Here is a 20,481-nt window from a genome sequence, read left to right on the forward strand (position 1 = left end):
ATACTCCGTTATTTATCGTAATGGCGGTAGTAAAGGTGGCCAACTTCTTCACTGATAAGCTCAAGAACCGTATCATAAATATCCTGATATGAATTTGCAGACTGAATATTCTCAGCACCGGCACAGGTTTGAAGGCCCGGGTTTCTGTCGATGTCATAGCCAAAACCAATAATAAATATACGTGCTTCAACGTTGCGGCCATTAATCTGTCTTTGCTCTAGTCGACTAATAATGTTGTCACAAAGGCCGGCATTATAAAGTCTAAGTGCTGCGTAGGCCGGGTAGCGCCTGTCATTAGCATAGTCAGGATGCCAATCCGCTCCGTCTGACAAGACGATGATCAATTTCCGTACATTTTCACCATTGTTAACAATCTTTGCAGCACTAATAATGCCTTCATACGAGGCTGTACCGTGACTGGGATAGAATCCATCTATGATTGAACGGAAAGTTGGAAAATCATCAGTGAGAGCTAACGTGCTGAAGGTGGAGTTGTCATTTGGATCTCTATCAGAGATGAGAGTTTGGGTGCCCCCCAATGGATTAGCAACCGTCGAACCATAGTCGATGTTTGGGATATTTTGCCACCAACGCCAAGAACTCGTTCCTGAACTATTAAAATACTGAACGTCGCTGTAGAAATTGAAACCATTATATGGGTACATGTTATATCCAACGAATGCAGCTTTATTGGCTAACAGCTCGCCGTTAATTTCTTGCTCGGTAGAGTCGTTATAAGACTCCAACCTTTCTGTTACACGTTTAATAACTTCGATAACACCTTCATATTTTGTATTGATATTGGCAAACTCGTCATCGTCATCATCTCCACTCCAGTCATCTAGCATTGAGCCAGAAAAATCTGCAACAAAAGCAACGTCGATAGTATAACCTTGATATTTTCGGGCTACTGCCTTGCTGCCCATTTCCTGGACTTCGTCATAGCCAAGGTTATAGTCATTTTGCGGAAACCAAGAGTCAAAATCGGCATTAATTACGACTTTGTATTCTGTAAATATTAGCCCTTCCTCGTCATAGACACCTGGCTTACCGCAATCGTTACCATAAATCTCATCACAACTTTTCCGGACGATAGCAATATCTGATTGTTCGATTTTGCCATCAGGAACAAAAACGTTCGTGACTTTTTGTGCAAGCTCTTTGTTTTCGCTCTCGACTTTGGATGCATTTGCGGCAACAGCCAACGAAGCCATTTCGACCGCATCACCAAGCCTTGCATGGGTTTGCAAGTAGCGCGTTGATTCAACAGAAAAAACAAAAATACTAAAGAATAAAGGGTACATAATCACAAAAATAATAGTGGCTATGCCTTTTTGCTTTTTTGGTGAACTGAATTTCATTTTTATTCCCTAGCGACCAAATGACATTGAATTGGAACGGACACGTTCGAACTTTTCACCGACGATGTCGCCATACCAGTTCTTTGAGCGATAGCAAATGGTGACTTGGTAAAGCGTAAGTTTGTTGTCGAACTGAGTGATGGGAGACATATCTGTCATGTCGGATAGCGCCGTGTCCGGCTGACATGCATATTGACCGAGACTAAAGCGGTGAACATTAACAACTGGGCTGATTGGCTGCTTATTGTCATCGAATTGCTGCTGCTCGATATAAAGTCCTAATCGTGAGGCTTCGAAATCGCCGATAGTATCTTTGAGAGACTTTGAAACCAGATCCATGCCTTTTGTGGCTTCGTCGTAGGTGATCGTTTCGTCACCGTCAAAGAGTTGGGTGCGCTCTTTGATAAGGCTTGCTAGCGAATAGGACAGCCTATCCAGTTTTCCTTTAATGGATTGCTTAGCGACCACATCCATGGTGAATACTAAGATCAGACTAAAACCAATCAAAACCAAGACCAGTTCTATGGTGAATACCCCGCGTTGTTTATTGGCTAAACTGGTCACGCTCAAACTCCTGAATACCAAAGACTTCGCGGGCTAAAGTAAAGTTCTGTATACCACCTTCCCAGTTAAATATGGATGAGTAATCGTAACTTACTCTATAGAGCGCAATTGGATTGTCCTCTCGCTCTTCACTACCCTCACTGCTAGGATTAGTTGCCTGGTTATACGATTCGTAATATCTGACTGAGATATTGAATTTATTGCGGTCAAGGAATTTAACCCATGCACTATCATTGTCATTCAGCGTACGCATGAATACGTCTTTATAGTCACTGTTAGCCGATGTTCTGGCATTGCGAGATGATTCAGCAATGGCATAGTCGATTGCCGATGACATAAAGCCCAAAACGCATACCTCAACCCAAAAAATCAGAACAAAAAATAGGGCCATGAATCCCAGAACGAACTCGATAGCAACGACGCCACGTTGCCTGTTCATACTATTTTTATTTTGCATTTCCGTATCTCTAAGCTTTCCATCGAATGAACAGTTTGTTTCCCTCTACCCAAACTTCAGGGTTCCCCTGTTTGTCGTCCCTCATCTCTAGCACGATACGCACAAAGTTTTCATGCTCTCCTAGGACCAATTTTTTGGCGGGACCTTCTTTATAGTATCGGCGCCGTTTTGTGGTGAAGTCTTTTGCGCCTTCAATGTCAAACACCCATTTTCTGCGTTTCTCTAAATACTCTGTATTGATTTTTCCCATTGGGAAATCAGACGTCGCAATATACTCTTCGCCTTCGGCGGTTGATTTATATTCGACATGAGTTACCAAACGACGCGATTTAGCGAGTTGACGCTTTCTCTTGGTTTCTGCCAGCAACTCTGCTCGTTTTTTCTCTTTAAGCGCGCGTTGAGCATTCTTGGCATTTGCTTCTTCAAGCTTTGCTCGGAGCTTAGCCATTTGGTCATTTGAAGTTTTACTGGTGTGTGCCGTGGTATTCGCAGTTAGGAGAGGGGCCTCAAGCTTATCTGTAGCTTTTCCTATATTGGCGGTAGCCTCTGTCTTTAATTTTTGCGTTTGAATCGGCTGTGGTGGTTTGGTTTGATATGCCACTGACGCGGGAGTGGATTCATCAATATATGTTAGTGCACTAATGTTTAAGGTTGTGTTTCGAAGCCCTGTAAACTTCTCGGCAAGATTAGTGTCATTTTGACTGTTTGCGAGCAATTGACTGAACGCACGTGTCTTCCCCGCTTTTGCGTAAGCAAGAAGAAGGTTGGCTTTAGCTTTGTCATCTGCTCGGCCGGCTTGGACAAGCGGACTTAGAATGCTGATGGCTTCATTGTAGTCACCTTTCAAAATTGCCATCATCGCTAAGTTATTTTTTATTGCCGCATCGTTGTAATGATTTTTTCTTGCCGTTTCAAAAGCAAAGGTTGCATCAGCGAACTTTCCTTGTTCTGCAAGAATTAGTCCCTTGAGATTGTGTGCTTCGCCTAACCCTTTTTTCTTACGGATGGCTGTATTCGCATGCTGTTCGGCCAACGTCAGCTTACCTTGATCAAGAAAAACATTTGCACGAAGAAGAGCAAGTTCTGCGCTGTCTAGCTCCCTTGGTGATATTTGGGATAGCTGGAATGTGGCGGCTTCTGTATCTCCCAACTTGTAATGTGCTGAAGCAAGCTTAAATCGGGTGGTGGCCGATGGGTCATCTTGCAGCTGATTCTCATAGCGCTTTATAAGCGCTGAATAATTTCCAGAATTAATCAGAATATCTTCCCCATTTTCTTTCACGTACTGTGAAGGCGAAGAAGAGGTACAGCCTACGATAAGGGTGGCTGCAAAAACATAAGCAGAGGCTTTCATTAACCTAACATCCTCATAATTCCAGGTGTGGTAATAAGAATTACAATTGGCATCATGATGAAAATAATCAGAGGGACTGACATTTTTGACGCGAGCTTGCCTGCTTTCTCTTCCAGAGATAGCAGTTGAATTTCACGGATATCTTTCGCCAATGTTGAAAGAACTCCGTATATCGAAGTTCCGTGCTGCATACTTTGAGAGAGTGTCATGACGAAGCTGCGCATTTCCGGTGCGGGTACTCTTTCGTATAACTCTCTCAACGCCTTCTCAAGACCCACTGTTTGCGCCCTGTCCCGAAGACGTTTGAGCATATATGCCATATCCCTATCAAACGCTGTCATTTCGGAAGTGAGATAAAATAGCGTTGTCTCTATAGTCATTCCCGTTTGGACACAGACGCCCATCAAATCAAGAAGGTATGGCAGCTTTCTGGTTAACTTTGCTGATAACGCTCTGCGGCGCATGTCTAAGTAAAGGTCTGGCACAATAACGACTGCGATAACAAGTATGCTCAAGGAAATAACTTTTGACGTGGCTGCCTCGCTAAAAGAGGTATCACCCGAAAAAAGGATAATCAGTGTACCTACACCGCAGACGGTATATTTTATAAGGAAGTAATAGGGAGCCAGGGCAATGTCATAGAATCCCGCGCCAATAAACTTTTCTTCAATTGCCTTGTTTGTCCCAGCGAAGTAGCTAGCAATGAGGCTAGCTGCGACTGACAACGCTGATTTTTTTACTGGGGCATCATTCATGTCCAATACTTGACGGAGGCGATGACGGCGGTAAAAAGAAACGTAGATTCCAGTCAGAATAATTGATGCACCAACGGAAATCAGTAGTGTATAGAAAACGATATAAATGCCCGTCATTACTTCACGCTCCGCATTAGGCCAGTGATAATTGCCATACCAATCGCTTCGCTGATCAGGGTGTAATAGAGTAGTGGCCGACCATCCTCATGATTCATCACGAAATCATAGTTTTCAGGGCTGAGTATGCGCATAATGAAAAAAAGGAAAATGAACGGTATAGCGCAAACAATATATGCTGACATACGCGCCTCTGCGGTCATCGCCCGCTTTTTCATTTCGATAGAACGTGCGTCAAACAGAACGCGATTCAACCGGGATATAACCTCTCGTAATTGGCCGCCGCGATTGACGTTGACGCGCATTGCGATAACGAAGAATTGAAACGATGGTGTGGGAAACCGCAAACACGCTTTACGGAAGACGGCATCAGTAGACTCTCCCATGTTTAAGCGCTCTCCCATACGCTTGAATTCTTTACCGACAATGGTGTCAAGGTTGCCACCAACAAAAACGATGGCATGTAGTAGGCTCTCACCAGCGGATACTGAGCTGGCAATCATGTTCAGAGCGTCAGGAAAACTATCCTCAAAAGCTTTTTGAGCACGGTTATTGAGGTACGTTAGCCCCAGTGCTGTTGAAAGAGGGATAGTAATGACTAAGCTAGTGAGCATCGTAAAATGGAACAAAGTCCCCAATACGTATACCCCAAGCATCGATACAACAGCATAGAAAACGATGATTTTTAGAAATGCAAACTGGCCAATATCAGCCAACACATTGTCAAAGGCACGTTTCACTCTTTGCGGATAGGTGGTCTGCGTCAGTGCATCCATGTCGACTGCGCGGTTTTCTAAAAATTGGGTTTCCGGTAACTGGTTATTGTCTCTTAACAGAGTTTCTCGGCGAGATTTGAGACGGGTTTGTTTGTGGAGTAGGTAAAGCCCAAATGCCAAGAGCAAACAATAGATGGCGTTAGCAATCATGAATGTCTCCCGCTGAAGATACTGCTCAGTTCTTTATCTAAACCGAAGTAACGGGCCTTTTCATAAAGTACCGAACGTTGAAGCAAGCCTGAGGTGATAAAATCACCAAGTACTTTCCCGTTTTCACTAATTCCGCGGTGTTCGAAACGAAAGATCTCCTCCATGACAACGTTGTTGCCCTCCATGCCAACGACCTCACTAATACTCAGCACCTTGCGGCTACCATCATGAAGGCGACTGATTTGGATGATGACATCGATAGCACTGACTATTGTTCGCCTAATCGCTTCCAAAGGCAGTGAAGACGTTGCCATCATTACCATACTCTCGATACGAGATATGGCATCGCGGGGGTTGTTGGCATGAAGTGTTGTCATTGAACCATCATGGCCGGTATTCATTGCTTGGAGCATTTCAAACGCTTCGGAACCACGACACTCACCAATAATGATTCTGTCTGGACGCATACGCAGAGCGTTAATCACCAGCTGGCGTTGATTGACTTCACCGGTACCCTCTATGCCTGCTGTGCGGGTTTCAAGACGGACTACATGGGGTTGCTGCAATCTCAGTTCTGCCGCGTCCTCAATGGTGACGACTCGCTCTTTTTCAGAAATATAGTGAGACAGAGCATTCATCATGGTGGTTTTACCAGAGCCTGTGCCTCCTGATATCACGATGTTTGCGCGGCATCGCGAAGCAATGACCATCAATTTAGCAAGTTCAGGAGTCATGGCTCCAAACTCAACCAAATCTGCAAACATGATGCTTTGCTTCTTAAATTTACGGATGGAAACGGAAGCACCGTCAATGGCGATTGGAGGGAGTACGATGTTTACCCGGCTACCATCTTCCAAACGCGCATCACACATTGGCACAGACTCGTCCACCCGACGACCCACTCGCCCAGCGATCCGCTTAGCAACATTAATAAGTTGTTGGCTGTCAATGAAAGTGATGGGAGATTTCTCCACCAAGCCATTCCGTTCAATGAAAACGTTAGATGGCCCATTGATCATGATGTCTGAGATCGTATCGTCTTCGATCAAGGGCTGAATGGGCCCTAAACCACGAAGCTCATCGTACATCATTCGGACGAAGTCGCTTCGCAACGCATTGTTGATAGGGACGTTGTCTTGATCGGCCAATAGGTTGATGGCTTCAATTAACTGTTGCTGCAGCTCTTCACGCTTTAATGAGGCAATGGCTTCCGCATCAATGGCATCAAATATTCTCTCGCGGAGAGAACGATATAAGTCTCTTGTTCCCTGCATATAGAGTTATTTACCTCTAAAACGAGAAAAAGAGAAAAGTGACTTTCGCTTGGGTGCCAAATCTTCGCCAATAATAAGCGAGCACAAACGGCGAACTTCCCCAGCAAACTTGGATTTAGTGCTACCAGCATTCGTGCCACTCACCAAAAACTCCTCAAGTTTTGTTTCATATGGCAACACAATATCAACAGGTCTGTTGAGATATTTTTCTATTTCAGCCTGCGTCACGCTGGTAAATCTTGGCGCTCTATGTTGGTTTAACACTATAAGAGTACGGAAAATCTTTGGTCTGTCTGCTTCTTGAATTTGCTTGGCGAGTTTATTCAACATGGCGGAAGTTTCGCGTAAACAGGAAATGGTTGGTTCCATCACAATGATGGCTACATCAAGCATTTGATGAAGAGTATGTGGCTGCACGTCGAAACTCACGGATGAAGAGAGATCATCCAAGATGAAATTGGTTTCGGATGTTAGATAAGAGACGACTAAACCGTTCGTTTCGAAGAGGTGCGATGAACTTTGATTGTTCAGCCCTAAAGCTAGGTAATCCAAACGGTTGGAGATCCGAGTAACGAGGCTTTTGGCCGAAGTGTGGTCTAATTCTGTACCTATTTCGGTATCTGTTAGTCGTCGCTTGTCTGGATTTTTTAAGCCAAGGAGAAGATCGAGGTTTCCTGAAAGGTAGTTGTGGTCGACCACCATGCAGGAAGTTTGTTTGTCGTTCGTTAGTACCCAACTGAGCTCAGCGGTAAGTAATGACGCGCCAACACCACCTCTTGTTCCCACAATCCCCACTCGCTTAGCACGACGACGGTTTTTTAGGGATGATGTTTCTATGTGCCTAGAGACAACAGACTGAACGAACTCCGCCAGATCGGCTTTGTCTACTGGCCAAAGAAGGTAATAGAAACCGAGAGACTTGAGTTCTCTCACAACTGAAATAGAGTCAACATTACCAATGATGATAATTGAAAGTGATGTTGGCAGGCGCGCCGACAGTTGGCGGCACTCTTTTAATGTGTCGGGACAGCCCAGTAGGTCAATGACGGCGAGTTGGGCTTTATTTTCTTCAACTTGAACTGCGACATCTTTGAACTTGTAAGGTTGGGCAAGTGGAGGCTCATATCCGTCGAAACGGAAAGTCTCCTCAATTAAGACACGTAACTCATTTGAACGATAAAACTGTATCGTATCCAAAGCATTCTTGGATGTTGATGAGCCTCGCGCTTCTTTTGGTTCTTTCTTTAATAGATCGCCGAAATCTAACATTGACGACCCCTTTACATTGGATTCTGCGGCAATACGCCGGAAATTTGAGATTGACCCGATATCTTTCTCTCCGGATAAACCATTGACTCCCAACGCATAGTCTCGACAGTGCAACCATCATTTCCTCGGTTGTCACCTGAGATAATAACGTAGTCGCATGATGGCGCTTGAACTTGGTATATCAGGCTAGATATTGTGATGCTATCCATTTCTAGCCCTGAAGACGTTTGTAGAGAAACTTTTTCTGGCGATAAACCTTGGCGAATTAGCCAAAGATAGCTTTTTTGGGCTAGTTTTTGCCCCTGTTTACCTTTCCAAGATATCTTGGCGCCATACACCAAGAGGGCTTTGCGGTTAAGGAGCAGATAAGCGTCGATTTCTTCACGCGCTCGCATAATGCCATCTTTTTTTACGGAAATACTGTATTGGTAACTCACTGGCGCGACTGACAAGTGGCTACCATCAACTGTCGGTGAATTCGTTGAACAAGCGGCTAAAGCCAGAACCGTGAAGCTGGTGATCAGAGACAATCTTAAAGAGATCATTTTTTGAATCCTCCGGTTGATAGTATTTCCTCTTGCCATTGGGCAACTTCCGGTGAAGCGTTGAGGTTCACGCCGAAAAACCGGGATAGCGTAGACGTTCTTTGCATCGAAGGGATGCGAACGCTACCAGAAGATATAGGTTCAACGAGTGAAACAGTCGCGACAATAACTAACTCAGTTTTCCTGCGCTGCGTTGTCGTATTGCGAAAAAAAGCGCCTAGGATAGGTACATCACCGATAAAGGGGATTTTGGAGAGGGCTTCTTGATCTTCGGTGCTCAGAAGCCCCGCCAATACAAAGCTATCTCCGTCACCCAATTCCAGGGTAGTTCTGGCACGCCTTACCTTGAATGAAGGGATATCGAGTAGCTCATCACCAAACTGAGAATCCACAGAGCTAACTTGGGGAACAATGGATAGCTTGATTTTGTCGTCTCGTAAGACTTCTGCAGCGAGGTCTAAGCCGATACCGAACTCCTTATATTGGATCCGGTATCCATCATCTACACGATAGGTAATAGGGATTTCACCACCCACCAAAAAGCTTGCTGTTTCGCCTGAAATCACTGATATGTTGGGCTCTGAAAGTACCTGTCCAACGGTGTCGTCGTTGATAGCAGAAATGTACGCTGCGACATTGGTCGCACTTCCGCCTAGTCCTGAAATTCCTCTGAAGAATTGCCCGTTACCGGCAAAACCGTCGCTTAGAATCGTTCCCCATTTGATACCTAGTTCGTTAACAAGAGAGCTGTTGACTTCAGCAATAGTGAGTTTGACGTTGACTTGTTTGGAAACGCTAACTTCCAGATTATTTAGCAAACCTTCGTAAGTACGGCGCGCCATAAAGTCAATGTCGTAACTTTCGTTGTCTGTTGTTTTCCATTCCAGGCGTTTTTCAGTGAAATCCTTTTTGAGCAACTCACCAACCATGGCGTAAATGTCATTTTTCTCTTTTTGTGTCGGAACAAATCCGGAGAGAACAACTTGATCACCCAAATTTTGTACAGAGATATTGATATTCGGATAGTGCAAATTTAGGATCTGCTCTACTTTGGTAAGGCTTTTATTCACAACAACTTTGCTATTTGAAAGTGTGTTACTATTTTCACCAAAAACAATTAATGAGGTCTGCCCAATTTTTCTTCCAAACACCACCAATTTGTGATTATCGATCACTTGATAATCTGCGGTTTCTGGGTCAGCGATGAATACGGTGCCGATAACTTGCTCAAATTGAAGCGATCTTGCGTCGCCAACACCCAAGTTCATAATGGTTGCAGCTTGTACTTTACTGTCATAAAGCGTGCTGATAAGCAGGATCGAAAAAGTAACAAATAGAATCTGAAGGTGTAGCATATCCCTGCACTCTAATTAAAGGCCTTTTGTTGACCGCGAATTTCTGTGACCGATTTAAAATTGGGTAAGACATCGTGCGTATCTGCACTTAATCCAAGTGAAGGTTTTAAATAATTGTCAGTTGATTTGATGACTTCTAGGATGCCGATACGACGAGCAATAACCATTTTGGCGACTTGCGCGCGGTCTAACTCTATGGTCAGAGGCAATAGTTCATCATTTTCCTCATCGATAGCTAAGATCCGCACATTCTGTAGTAGAGGCGAAACTGAAAGTGTCCTGAATGATTCAATAAACTTATTCCTTGATGACTCACCAATATTTTGATCATCAGACGTCAAGATCATAATGTCTACCTTGTCTCCAACAGAGATACCTGAACCAATGAATTTCTTTTTTTCAATGGTCAGTGAATAGGGAGTCATGCCAGCTTTGATCACAGCATCGACATAACCGGGATCGTCTGGATTGATAAAATCATTTTGGGATAAATATTCCTTTGTCGAAATGTTGCGTTTAGCAATCATGCCGGGATTGATAGAGATATTCGTGTTGTAAGAAACCCCCTTTTCTAAGGCAGTTTCCTCATTAATCCGAAAATAACGAAAATTTCCACTCTCTAGTATCTGCCCCTTTTTGAGCGGCTCTTTGAGTTGGGCAACTTGATAGGAGATGTGAGAGACAGGTGATGCTGTAGATGGTTGGGTCTGAAATACACCACTTAAGCCAAGCACACCAATACTGATCGACAACATAGCGGTAATGAAAAAAAGACGTTGGCTCATGCTTTAACTCAGTTTGGTTAGATAAATACAGAGTAAAGAAGACATCACTATGGGTACTCCATAAGGCACAGTGGGATCGGTAACCTTCCTTAATTTATAGATTGACCAAGTGATTATTGCTGTAATGAACCCCAAGAAGCTAATCATCACAATACAAAATATAAAATACTCTGTGTCAATGATAAGCATATATGTCGACAACAACTTAGTATCACCAGCAGCTAGAACGCCAAAGTAAAATAAAGCCAGCCCTGTTACCAATACCATCAAAGATTGAGAGATATTGAATGAGTAATTACTATCAGTCAGGACAAGCAAAACACATGTTATAAGTATGCACACAACTGTGAGGTTACTTATCTTTCTCCACAATACGTCAGTGAACACGATACAGGTGGAGCTGGCTACCAAGATTAAATCCAACACGGCGATACTAGATTAAGTTGCTATAATTGTTAGCTAATTAATTGGTCTTGTTGGCACTTTCTATGTTAGCTGCTATGTTCGTCAGAGCTTTGTCTAACGTCGTTTTCAAGGTCCCACTGTTGGAAAAAACAGCAACAACGAGTGCAGAGATAGCTACACCGATTACAGCATACTCAATTGAGGTTACACCTCGTTCGTCACGCCCGAAGCGTTTTGCGATCTTTGAAAGAAACATGAGACAACTCCATTTATATAGTATGTGAATTCTAACTTTCATTATTTTTAGTGGTAAATGGAAACGTAAAAACTTCACTAAAATAACCAAAGCCGATAGATAAGATATATCTGATATAAAAATTAATCTACCTAGGCTCATAAACTTATCATGTCAATAATGATCCAGAAAATCAATAATGAGACATGTGGGCAGGGTTGTATCTCTGTTGAATAGTTATCATGTTGAATATAAATAAAGTTAAAATATGATTAAAGTCTCAAAAATAAATATGAAACAAGTTTTCTTGTCTAATGATTAAACCATATAAGAGCAGTTATAAATTTTTACTTTGTTTGACTTTAGTCACGAATATTTTCGTCAGGGAAATGTTAAATATTATGTCTTTATTGCAATTAGTTTGATAAATATGTGAGAGAAAACATATTTAAGTGCAGTGTTGATTATACATAATGACTTTTAATGTAGACAAATTTTCCATTAGATTAGAATTGTATTAGGTGTGAATTATGAATATTTTTTGAGCAGAAAAGTGAATAAAAAGACTTAGCTTATTGATTCTGATCAATTTTTGAGCGGAGGTGGAGATGGAACAACGCCTGTTGAAATTAAATACCACCCAGCGATTTTGAAGGATTTTAATGTTATCCCTGAACTTGATAGGACAACTTGGTTTTCTTGTCAGAGTAAGTGTTAACCAGATATATGCCGAGGGCCATACTGGCGACAAAAAGGAGAACCTTCCCCGATCCTGAACCAAGTGCAGTGACTGCGGGCCCAGGGCAGATGCCCGCCATTCCCCAACCAATACCAAAAAGGAGAGAACCGCTAACCAGTTTTTTATCAATTTGCTGTTTATTACTGATGGAAAATTCAGTTGCCAATACTGGTTTGGATTGATGGCGAAGGAACAGGAAGTAACTAGGCGCAAACACTAATACCGCACCACCCATAACAAAAGCCAAACTCGGATCCCATTGCCCAAATACGTCTAAAAACCCGATAACTCTAGCAGGATTGATCATACCGGAAATCATCATCCCTAACCCAAAAAGAAAGCCAGAAAACAACGAAACAAGTCTAATTAGCATAATGACCTTCCTTACAGGTGCAGACGGGCAAATACAGTGACAGACGCAGCTGCCATGAAAGTAAGTGTGGCCACAATAGAACGCCTGGAGAGGCGACCTATGCCGCATATTCCGTGGCCGCTTGTACAGCCATTGGCTAGTGTGGTTCCAACACCGACGAATAGGCCGGCTGAGATGATGAAAAGAGGGGAAGTCTCTTCTGATACTGATGAAAAATCGGGATAGTCAAAACCACTTACTGGAGCGATCAAGCCCGCTGCTATCATGCCGCCAAGAAACAATAATTGCCATGAAATACCTAATTTCTTTGGCTTAATCACACCTCCCATGATGCTGCTAATCCCAGCAATGCGACCATTTAGCGCCAAAAGAATCAAACCGGATAGGCCAAGTAGCACACCGCCCAGCAGTGCATCCCACGGAATCTGAAACGTCATAAACACTCCCGAATTTCAATGTACTTGCCGCAATTTCTGTGACTGCCAATACTTAAAATTCTAATGGAGTCTAAATATAAGTCAATTCTAAATTAGATATTAATTAATTACTGACTATGAATCATCTAGGAAGTTGGTTTATTCATCTGGTTTATCTTTTCCCAGCTGGAAGATGAGGTCAAAATCCATGCCACCATCTTTGTTCTTCCTGGCTGCAATACTTCCCTCCATGTCCCGCATATTGTTTGCACAAATCGAAAGACCCAAACCTAAGCCCTTACCTATTTTTTTGCTGGTGGTGAAAGGTTCAAACAAGGTTTCCATGGCGTCTTCTTCGACACCGATACCATTGTCTGACACGGTGACGGTGATTGATGGCACCTCTGGGATAACTGAGATGATGAGGTGAGGCTGTAGGGTATTTGCCATGGCATCACAGGCGTTGGAAATCAGGTTGCCCAACACCTGTCTGAGGCGTTGCTCTTCTGCCAGAATACATGGCGTGTTTTCCGGCAAACGAATCCTCACGTTCACTCGCTCCAGAGGCTGTTGGTAGATGCGAAGGACTTCCTCCAATACGGCTGGGAGCGCAATGGCATTAAGTTTATCCGGTTTGCTGTAGGCGAAGGTTTTAAGCTGCGTGGTCATGTCGACCATGCGTTCAATGAGCTTATCAATCAGCAGGTTGTTCGAGAGGATTTTATCTCCTTCACCTCGATCGAATAACACCCCGTTGGTTGTAACGAGAGTGCGAAGTCCGGTGAGTGGTTGGTTCAACTCATGGGCAATGGCGCTCGACATTCTACCCATCGCTGCCATTTTGCTGGATTCAATCAACTGAGCTTGCGCTTCATGGAGTTCTTTCGTTCTCTCCTCCACCCGCTGCGCTAAAAGTGTGTTGGCTTCAAACAGGGCTTCTTCTGCCTTTTTCCGCTTAGTAATATCCAGTAGAGTAACAAGATAGAAATGACGACCATGGAACGGGAAAGCGGTAAGGGAAACCAGAGCGGGAAACGTGCTCCCATCCTTCCTCACTGCGAGGCTTTCCTGAGCATTGATGTTGATATCCTCAATCACATTTTTGTATTGATCAAACAGAGACACGATGGGGGAGTGCCTGCCCTCAATGAGTTGTGAGATCTTGATGTCTGAAGTTGACTCACTGTCAAAACCAAACATGCTGATGGCCATAGCATTGATATCAACGACCCGCCCCTTTTCATCAAGCAACAAGAGCCCGACCTGGGTCTTGTTGATCATCTGATTAAGCTTGTGCTCTGATTCTTCAATCAAGGCTTGAATACGTCGCTGGCTAAGGTTTTTCTGTCGACGCTGATAGCTTATCACGCCTAGCATGAACAATAACAAAAGCAGCATAGCGACGCTCCAGCCTGCTGCAGCTGCGTTTGTTTCTACAGCGCTGATAGGTGTGAGGTAACTCAGCTTCCATTTCAGGTCGTCCAGTTGAATGGTCTGGGCAAAATAGTGCGTGCGGCCGAGTTGCCAGACACGGATAATGTCACCTTGCCAGAGGCTAGAGACCTTGGTTTTGATGTCGATTTCGCCATCGTTTAACGCATCGGCAGAGAACTTATCGCTACTGGAAAGGAAGAATTGCCCTTCCGGGTTTTGCAGTAACATGATGTCTGAGCTTGCCAGCCACTGGTCGGTCAGCAGGCGTAAATCGAGTTGCACCACAACGATGCCCACGATGTTCAGTCCGCTGAAAATCGGTGACGAAAGATAATAAAATGGACTCACTCCCTTAGTTTTTCGTACCATCGAGGTGCCTTCACCTAGGGCGTGGACATCGTGCACAATCGCATCCAAATCCTGATTGGTGATGTAGTCTCCATTCACACTTGAAGCCAGTACTTTTCCTTGATCTGAAAGGATGTACCAACCCTTGGTGTTGGCGGCTTTGTCCAGTTGACTAAGTACACCCTCTACTTCTGCTGTGATTGATCTATCGCCCAAAGTCAGTGCAACCACATCTGGGTTGTTGTTCAGCAAATAAGGTAGGTGATAGAAGCGCAGCAAGGCGTGGCGAATTTCAGCGATCGCGTTGAGCAAATCCTGTTGGGCGGAATTTTGTGCCTGCACGGTTAGCCATTGGCGTGCGGTTTCCCTGCCACCTAAGAAAAACACTGATACCAAGATCAGTGAAATACCGATTAGACTCCATTTACGGCGCATAGCAAGATTCCATTTGCTGGTTTCGTTTCTTGTAGAACGTTGAGTATATTAACACTATAAGCGCTTTTCCTACGGTTGGAGCATGGCGCGGGCAGAGAGTTGAGGGATATGGAAACAACGCAGAGTGCAAGGATTGCCCTGATTGAAGACGATGAAATCGTCAGGCAGGCGACATCTCAATGGCTACAATTGGCAGGTTTTGATGTGGTTGAGTTTGGCTTGGGGGATGATGCATTCGATGCGATTCAGCATCAGGCATTTGATGCAATTATCAGTGATGTCAGGTTACCGGATATTGATGGGATCACGCTACTCGAAAAACTTATCGACAGTGGTGTGAGTGCGCCGGTTCTTATTATTACCGGTCATGGTGATGTAGATATGGCCGTGAAAGCCTTGCACCTCGGCGCGTTTGATTTTATTGAAAAGCCTTTCCAGCCGGACAGGCTATCAAGTCGTGTTTCTCAAGCGGTTGAGCAATTCCGCGCGCAAACCTCGACCCAGCTTCGTGGTGAATACCTTGCGAGTCTCTCGGGGCTTGAAAAAGTGCTGGTCGGTCAGAGCGAAGTGATGAAGCGACTGCGAGAGCAAGTCGCACGAATCGCACTCATCGACACCAATGTGATCATTTATGGCGAAACCGGATGTGGTAAAGAGTTGGTCGCCAACAGTTTGCACAAGGGTAGTGGCAGGAAATCCCATCAGTTCGTGCCCATCAATTGCGGTGCCATTCCAGAAAACCTGTTTGAAAGCGAGCTTTTTGGCCATGAAGCGGGAGCTTTCACAGGGGCTGCGAAGAAGCGCATTGGTAAGCTGGAATATGCCGATAAAGGCACCTTGTTTCTCGACGAAATAGAAAGTATGCCTGCCGCCATGCAGGTTAAAGTGCTGCGGAGCCTGCAGGAAAACACTGTCGAGCGGGTGGGCGGCAACAAGCAAATCAACATCGATCTTCGTGTCGTGGCAGCTGCCAAAGAAGATCTGCGCGATCATCCTGAGTTCCGCCAAGATCTTTATTACCGCCTGAACGTAGCGCAAATCTATATCCCGCCGCTTCGTGAACGCGGAGAAGACATCCTCACGCTGTTTGAACACTTCGCCAAGGAATCCAATCCGAATGCGAGACAAGTAAGTGATGCAGATAAGAAAGCCATGATGTCCTATGGCTGGCCAGGAAATGTACGCGAACTTCGTAATGTCGCCATGCGTTTTGCGCTCGACAACACCATGTCAGTACTGGAGATTCTTTCCAATCGGCCTGTGGCTTCCAGTGAACCCAACGCCGCTGGCGTACCTCTGGCGGTGCAACTGCACAACTTTGAAAGAAAGGTGTTGGAAGAAGCACTGACCCGGCATCAAGGACGGATCAATGATGTGATGCAGGAACTCGATTTACCCCGTCGAACACTGAACCAGAAAATGCAAAAGTTCGGCTTGAACCGCGCAGATTTTACGGACTCTAGGGGCTGTTGATCTTTGGTGATGAATTTTGCAGCAGTTTGTGGGGATTTTATGCAAGGCAGAGGCTTCGATATGTAGTTAGCCTACATGAGAAGCCGATAACGCAGCAGAAATTTCCCACAAACGCTGCCCGAAGGGGTCTGCCCCAAGCGTTTTATGCTTTGTTGAGGTGTATTTGCTTAGAATAACTAGGCGGCACACACCTCGCCGCGCCTAAAACGCTTAGGGCTAGAACAAAATTTAACCACCAAAGTTCAACAGCCCCTAGGGACTGAACGAACGGGTGATATGCATCGGCACATTTTTGCTTATCGCTATCTGAAAACCTCCATAACCCCTTGCTAGTACATGACTTCTCCAATGAGCAAGATATTGCCGATGGTTTTTCCCTCCAATCAGCAGGATTTTGCTCATTCTTCTCTCTTTTTTCCAAAAAATAATTAAAAATCATATAGATAAAATCTGGCATTCACTTTGCTCTTACTGAATCCAAATAACAAGTTATTAACATGGAACGTAGTAAACAGGAGTGAAGTATGAAACTGAAAAAGATGCTGGCAGCGATGGCTGTTGTGGCTTCAATGGGCGCAAGCATGAATGCTGGTGCGGAAGAGAGAAGCTATATTCTCGCAACGGCTTCAACTGGCGGCACTTACTATCCAGTCGGGGTTGCGCTAGCGACGCTGAGTAAGGTAAAGCTGGGTCCTAAGTATCAGTTCTCCCTTTCCGCGATTAGCTCTGCCGGCTCTGGCGAAAACGTTAAGTTGCTGAACGAGAACGAAGCCCAGTTCGCGATTTTACAAGGGCTTTATGGCGCGTGGGCGTGGCAAGGTTCGGGTCCATACAAGGGCGTGAAGCAAGATGATATCCGCGCCGTTTCGATGCTTTGGCAAAACGTTGAGCATTTTATTGTGCGTTCTGACTTGGCAGAAACCGGCACAGTGGCGGATTTATCGAAACTGGACGGTAAGAAGTTCTCGATTGGTAAAAAGAACTCAGGTACAGAGAATTCAGGCCGCCACATAATGAGCGAGCTTTCTATCTCTCCGGACAACTTCCATCTAGCGTTTATGGGGTACGGTGCCAGTGCCAATGCGTTGCAAAACGGCACTATTGAAGGGATGAATACCCCTGCTGGTGTGCCAGTGGGCGCGGTCACTCAGGCATTTGCAGCAATGGGTGATGATTTGAAGATCCTTTCCTTTACCGACGAGCAAATCAAGCAAGTCAACAACACTTATAATCTCTGGACGGCTTACGAAATTCCCGCCAACACCTACCCTGGTTTGGATAAGCCAATTACTACTGTGGCTCAGCCTAACTTTCTTGCAGTGCGCGACGATGTGTCGGGTGACGACGTGTATCAGTTGACCAAAGCTATCTATGAAAACCTGCCATTCTTGCAGGGCATTCATAAAGCCACCAAAGCCATGGCGATTGAAAAAGCGATTGCTGGCCTTCCGGTGCCGCTGCACCCAGGTGCCGTGCGTTATTACGAAGAAGTGGGTATCGAAATCCCCGCAGAGTTGAAAACGCAATAAGCCTTTTTACTCCCTGAGCTGGGAGATTGGAAACGACAGACAGCCCTGTATCAGGGCTGTCTAGCAACAGAGTAGTAACGCTCCTCGAAAGGAGCGCTGGAGTCAATCATGACGGATGCTGTAAACAAAGAGCTCGAAAAATTCGAGCTGCCTAATCGCATCGATATTCCCTGGGTGAACCTGACCATTACCGCTCTGGCGGTAGTACTATCCTGTGTTCACATCTGGTTTAACACCTTATCAACTTGGTCGGAGCTTTGGGTTTCGGCTACCCACTTTGCCGGATTTGCAGTGATCTGCGCGCTTTGGTTTCCTGCAGCGCATCATCTGAAACATAACAAGATCGCGTTGGTAATAGATCTATGGATTGCTGTCGCGGCGGTTGCTTGCCTGCTCTATATCCCTTATGCGGAAGATGCCTTGTATGAGCGTGGCGTAAAGTTTGTGACGAGTGATTGGTTATTCGCAACAATTGCCATTTTAATCGCGATGGAATTGGTCCGCCGCACCATGGGGTGGTTTATCCCTATGCTCATCGCGGTATGCCTGAGCTATGTGGTGTTGTGGGGGCAGTGGATGCCCGGTGTGTTCCATTTTCCGGGTTTGAGCTTGGAAACCGTGTTGTACCGAAGCTTCTTCTCGTCTGAGGGCATGTTCGGCCCTATTTCCCGCATCAGCTGGAGTTACGTCTTCATGTTCATCCTGTTCGGTGCGTTTCTGGTGCGATCCGGTGTGGGTGACTTTATCGTTCGGTTATCAAAAGCGGCGGCAGGGAAAATCATTGGCGGGCCAGGTTTTATTGCGGTATTGGGTTCGGGCTTGATGGGTTCGGTATCTGGATCGAGCGTAGCAAATACTGTCTCGACGGGTGTCATCACGATCCCATTAATGAAAAAAGCGGGCTTTCCAGCGCGGTTTGCTGCGGGAGTGGAAGCGGCCGCATCCACAGGCGGGCAGTTGATGCCACCAGTCATGGGCGCTGGCGCATTCATCATGGCGTCTTATACCCAAATCCCTTACGTGGACATCATCGCTGTTTCCTTTATGCCAGCGCTGATCTACTTCCTTTCCGTTGCCTTTTTTGTTCGTATTGAAGCCAAACGCAGTAATGTGCAGAAAGTATCGGAAGACGAAGAGTCGGTTCTGGGTGTGCTCATCTCAGGCTGGCACAACCTTATTCCGCTCGCTGTTCTGGTGTTCTTGCTTATCCAGGGGTTCACACCGACTTATGCTGCGGGCATTTCCATTCTTTCTGTCATTGCAGCCAGTTGGCTCTCGAAAGACAATAAAATGGGGCCCAGTGCTGTGATTGAAGCATTGGCGTTGGGGGCTAAGAACATGGCGCCGACGGCCATTCTGCTGGTTGGTATTGGTTTGGTGGTTAACGTTATCAGCACGACAGGCATTGGTAATACCTTCTCACTGATGATTGATGGCTGGGCAGGCGGTAACCTTCTGGTGATGTTGCTGCTGATCGCGCTGGCTTCTTTGATCCTCGGGATGGGTTTGCCAGTGACAGCAGCTTATATTGTGCTTGGTACTTTGTCCGCACCCGCGCTTTATACCTTACTAGCTGAAAACCAGTTGATCGATCTGATTGTCGCTGGCGAGCTGCCTGAACAAGCGAAAGCCATCTTTATGTTGGCGGGGCCGGAAACCTTTGAATCGCTGAGCGCGGCGATGTCCGTAGAACAAGCCAAAGAGCTGCTGACGCTGGTGCCACCGGATTTCAAAGAAACGCTGATGGAGCAGGCACTAGGCGTTGAAGCGGTCGGGCTGGCATTGCTCTCTGCGCATCTGATTATATTCTGGCTGTCGCAAGACAGTAACGTGACTCCGCCTGTCTGTCTGACAGCTTTCGCTGCTGCGACTATCGCGCGCACGCCACCGATGCGAACGGGTCTGACTGCATGGAAGATCGCCAAGGGACTTTATATCGTACCAATTCTGATTGCCTACAGCTCGCTGGTAAGTTGGGATTTCACTGAAGTGTTGATGGTGGGTGTCTTTGCCATTTTCGGTACTTATGCCTTGATTGGCGCGCTGGAAGGGTATCTGGAAGGCGTGTTAAACCCCTTATTGCGATTGGTGTTGGTTGTTGCTGCGGGTGTCATGGTGTGGCCAGGTTTACCGCTTTGGATGAGGCTGTTAGGTGTTGTTTCATTCCTTGCGCTCTTTATCTTCAGCGGTCGCAAAGTCACGATTCAAACCGCTGAGCTTTCCCATTGATGTCATCTGGTCTGGGCTCAGCGCCCAGACCAGATGTTTTTATCCGCTTTCCCAAATCCTGACACTATTTGTTAGTCGCTTTTGTTCATGATTATTTTAGGTT

At 45.4% G+C, this 20,481-nt stretch carries 19 protein-coding genes; 3 read left to right on the forward strand and 16 right to left on the reverse strand.

Features of this window, described 5'->3' with window-relative positions; translation table 11 throughout:
• Positions 1–8: 8 nt before the first annotated feature.
• The 15 genes from GMA8713_RS07700 to GMA8713_RS07770 form a co-directional block, all read right to left on the reverse strand.
• Positions 9–1,361, reverse strand: coding sequence for a TadE/TadG family type IV pilus assembly protein (locus GMA8713_RS07700; protein WP_062707462.1), 1,353 nt, complete (start codon positions 1,359–1,361; stop codon positions 9–11).
• Positions 1,362–1,370: 9 nt separating this feature from the next.
• Positions 1,371–1,925 carry a tight adherence pilus pseudopilin TadF gene (gene tadF, locus GMA8713_RS07705; protein ID WP_084387678.1) on the reverse strand — a complete coding sequence of 185 codons (555 nt, stop codon included), beginning with the start codon at positions 1,923–1,925 and terminating at the stop codon, positions 1,371–1,373.
• Complete coding sequence (locus tag GMA8713_RS07710; protein WP_232314390.1) at positions 1,906–2,364, reverse strand: TadE/TadG family type IV pilus assembly protein; 459 nt, start codon at positions 2,362–2,364, stop codon at positions 1,906–1,908. Before GMA8713_RS07710 ends, tadF begins: the two co-directional genes overlap by 20 nt.
• 28 nt (positions 2,365–2,392) lie before the next feature.
• A complete protein-coding gene (locus tag GMA8713_RS07715; RefSeq protein WP_062707470.1) occupies positions 2,393–3,736 on the reverse strand; it encodes a tetratricopeptide repeat protein in 1,344 nt (447 codons plus the stop codon).
• Positions 3,736–4,608, reverse strand: a complete 873-nt coding sequence (locus GMA8713_RS07720) for a type II secretion system F family protein (RefSeq protein ID WP_062707473.1) — start codon at positions 4,606–4,608, stop codon at positions 3,736–3,738. Before GMA8713_RS07720 ends, GMA8713_RS07715 begins: the two co-directional genes overlap by 1 nt.
• On the reverse strand, positions 4,608–5,534 hold the full coding sequence (locus GMA8713_RS07725) for a type II secretion system F family protein (RefSeq protein WP_062707476.1): 927 nt from the start codon (positions 5,532–5,534) through the stop codon (positions 4,608–4,610). The genes GMA8713_RS07720 and GMA8713_RS07725 overlap by 1 nt, the downstream gene beginning before the upstream one ends.
• Positions 5,531–6,808, reverse strand: a complete 1,278-nt coding sequence (locus GMA8713_RS07730; RefSeq protein WP_062707479.1) for a TadA family conjugal transfer-associated ATPase — start codon at positions 6,806–6,808, stop codon at positions 5,531–5,533. Before GMA8713_RS07730 ends, GMA8713_RS07725 begins: the two co-directional genes overlap by 4 nt.
• A 6-nt stretch (positions 6,809–6,814) precedes the next feature.
• Positions 6,815–8,077 carry a CpaE/TadZ family protein gene (locus tag GMA8713_RS07735; RefSeq protein ID WP_062707482.1) on the reverse strand — a complete coding sequence of 421 codons (1,263 nt, stop codon included), beginning with the start codon at positions 8,075–8,077 and terminating at the stop codon, positions 6,815–6,817.
• Positions 8,078–8,088: 11 nt separating this feature from the next.
• Entirely contained in the window at positions 8,089–8,622 is a 534-nt protein-coding gene (locus GMA8713_RS07740) for a hypothetical protein (RefSeq protein WP_062707487.1), read from the reverse strand.
• A complete protein-coding gene (locus GMA8713_RS07745; RefSeq protein ID WP_422615195.1) occupies positions 8,619–9,890 on the reverse strand; it encodes a type II and III secretion system protein family protein in 1,272 nt (423 codons plus the stop codon). Before GMA8713_RS07745 ends, GMA8713_RS07740 begins: the two co-directional genes overlap by 4 nt.
• A gap of 98 nt (positions 9,891–9,988) precedes the next feature.
• Positions 9,989–10,762: a Flp pilus assembly protein CpaB gene (gene cpaB, locus GMA8713_RS07750; protein ID WP_062707493.1), complete on the reverse strand. Its 774-nt coding sequence runs from the start codon at positions 10,760–10,762 to the stop codon at positions 9,989–9,991.
• A gap of 463 nt (positions 10,763–11,225) precedes the next feature.
• Positions 11,226–11,423 carry a Flp family type IVb pilin gene (locus GMA8713_RS07755; RefSeq protein ID WP_062707496.1) on the reverse strand — a complete coding sequence of 66 codons (198 nt, stop codon included), beginning with the start codon at positions 11,421–11,423 and terminating at the stop codon, positions 11,226–11,228.
• Between the two features lie 644 nt (positions 11,424–12,067).
• Positions 12,068–12,514, reverse strand: coding sequence for a YeeE/YedE family protein (locus GMA8713_RS07760; protein ID WP_062707499.1), 447 nt, complete (start codon positions 12,512–12,514; stop codon positions 12,068–12,070).
• 11 nt (positions 12,515–12,525) lie between these two features.
• A complete protein-coding gene (locus tag GMA8713_RS07765; RefSeq protein WP_062707502.1) occupies positions 12,526–12,951 on the reverse strand; it encodes a YeeE/YedE family protein in 426 nt (141 codons plus the stop codon).
• A 138-nt stretch (positions 12,952–13,089) separates the two neighbouring features.
• On the reverse strand, positions 13,090–15,147 hold the full coding sequence (locus GMA8713_RS07770; RefSeq protein ID WP_062707505.1) for a sensor histidine kinase: 2,058 nt from the start codon (positions 15,145–15,147) through the stop codon (positions 13,090–13,092).
• Between the two features lie 108 nt (positions 15,148–15,255).
• On the opposite strand from GMA8713_RS07770, the gene GMA8713_RS07775 reads away from it, so the two are divergent.
• Positions 15,256–16,620, forward strand: a complete 1,365-nt coding sequence (locus GMA8713_RS07775) for a sigma-54-dependent transcriptional regulator (protein ID WP_062707508.1) — start codon at positions 15,256–15,258, stop codon at positions 16,618–16,620.
• A 142-nt stretch (positions 16,621–16,762) separates the two neighbouring features.
• Here GMA8713_RS07775 and GMA8713_RS27275 read toward each other — a convergent pair whose 3' ends face one another.
• Complete coding sequence (locus tag GMA8713_RS27275) at positions 16,763–17,077, reverse strand: hypothetical protein (RefSeq protein ID WP_062707511.1); 315 nt, start codon at positions 17,075–17,077, stop codon at positions 16,763–16,765.
• Positions 17,078–17,144: 67 nt separating this feature from the next.
• Between GMA8713_RS27275 and GMA8713_RS07785 the strand changes: the two genes are divergently transcribed.
• Together GMA8713_RS07785 and GMA8713_RS07790 are read left to right on the forward strand one after the other, a co-directional pair.
• Complete coding sequence (locus tag GMA8713_RS07785) at positions 17,145–18,149, forward strand: TAXI family TRAP transporter solute-binding subunit (RefSeq protein ID WP_062707514.1); 1,005 nt, start codon at positions 17,145–17,147, stop codon at positions 18,147–18,149.
• Between the two features lie 108 nt (positions 18,150–18,257).
• A complete protein-coding gene (locus GMA8713_RS07790) occupies positions 18,258–20,378 on the forward strand; it encodes a TRAP transporter permease (RefSeq protein ID WP_062707517.1) in 2,121 nt (706 codons plus the stop codon).
• The last annotated feature ends 103 nt before the right edge of the window (positions 20,379–20,481 follow it).

The sequence above is a fragment of the Grimontia marina genome, from assembly GCF_900060185.1.
Lineage (GTDB): Bacteria > Pseudomonadota > Gammaproteobacteria > Enterobacterales > Vibrionaceae > Enterovibrio > Enterovibrio marinus.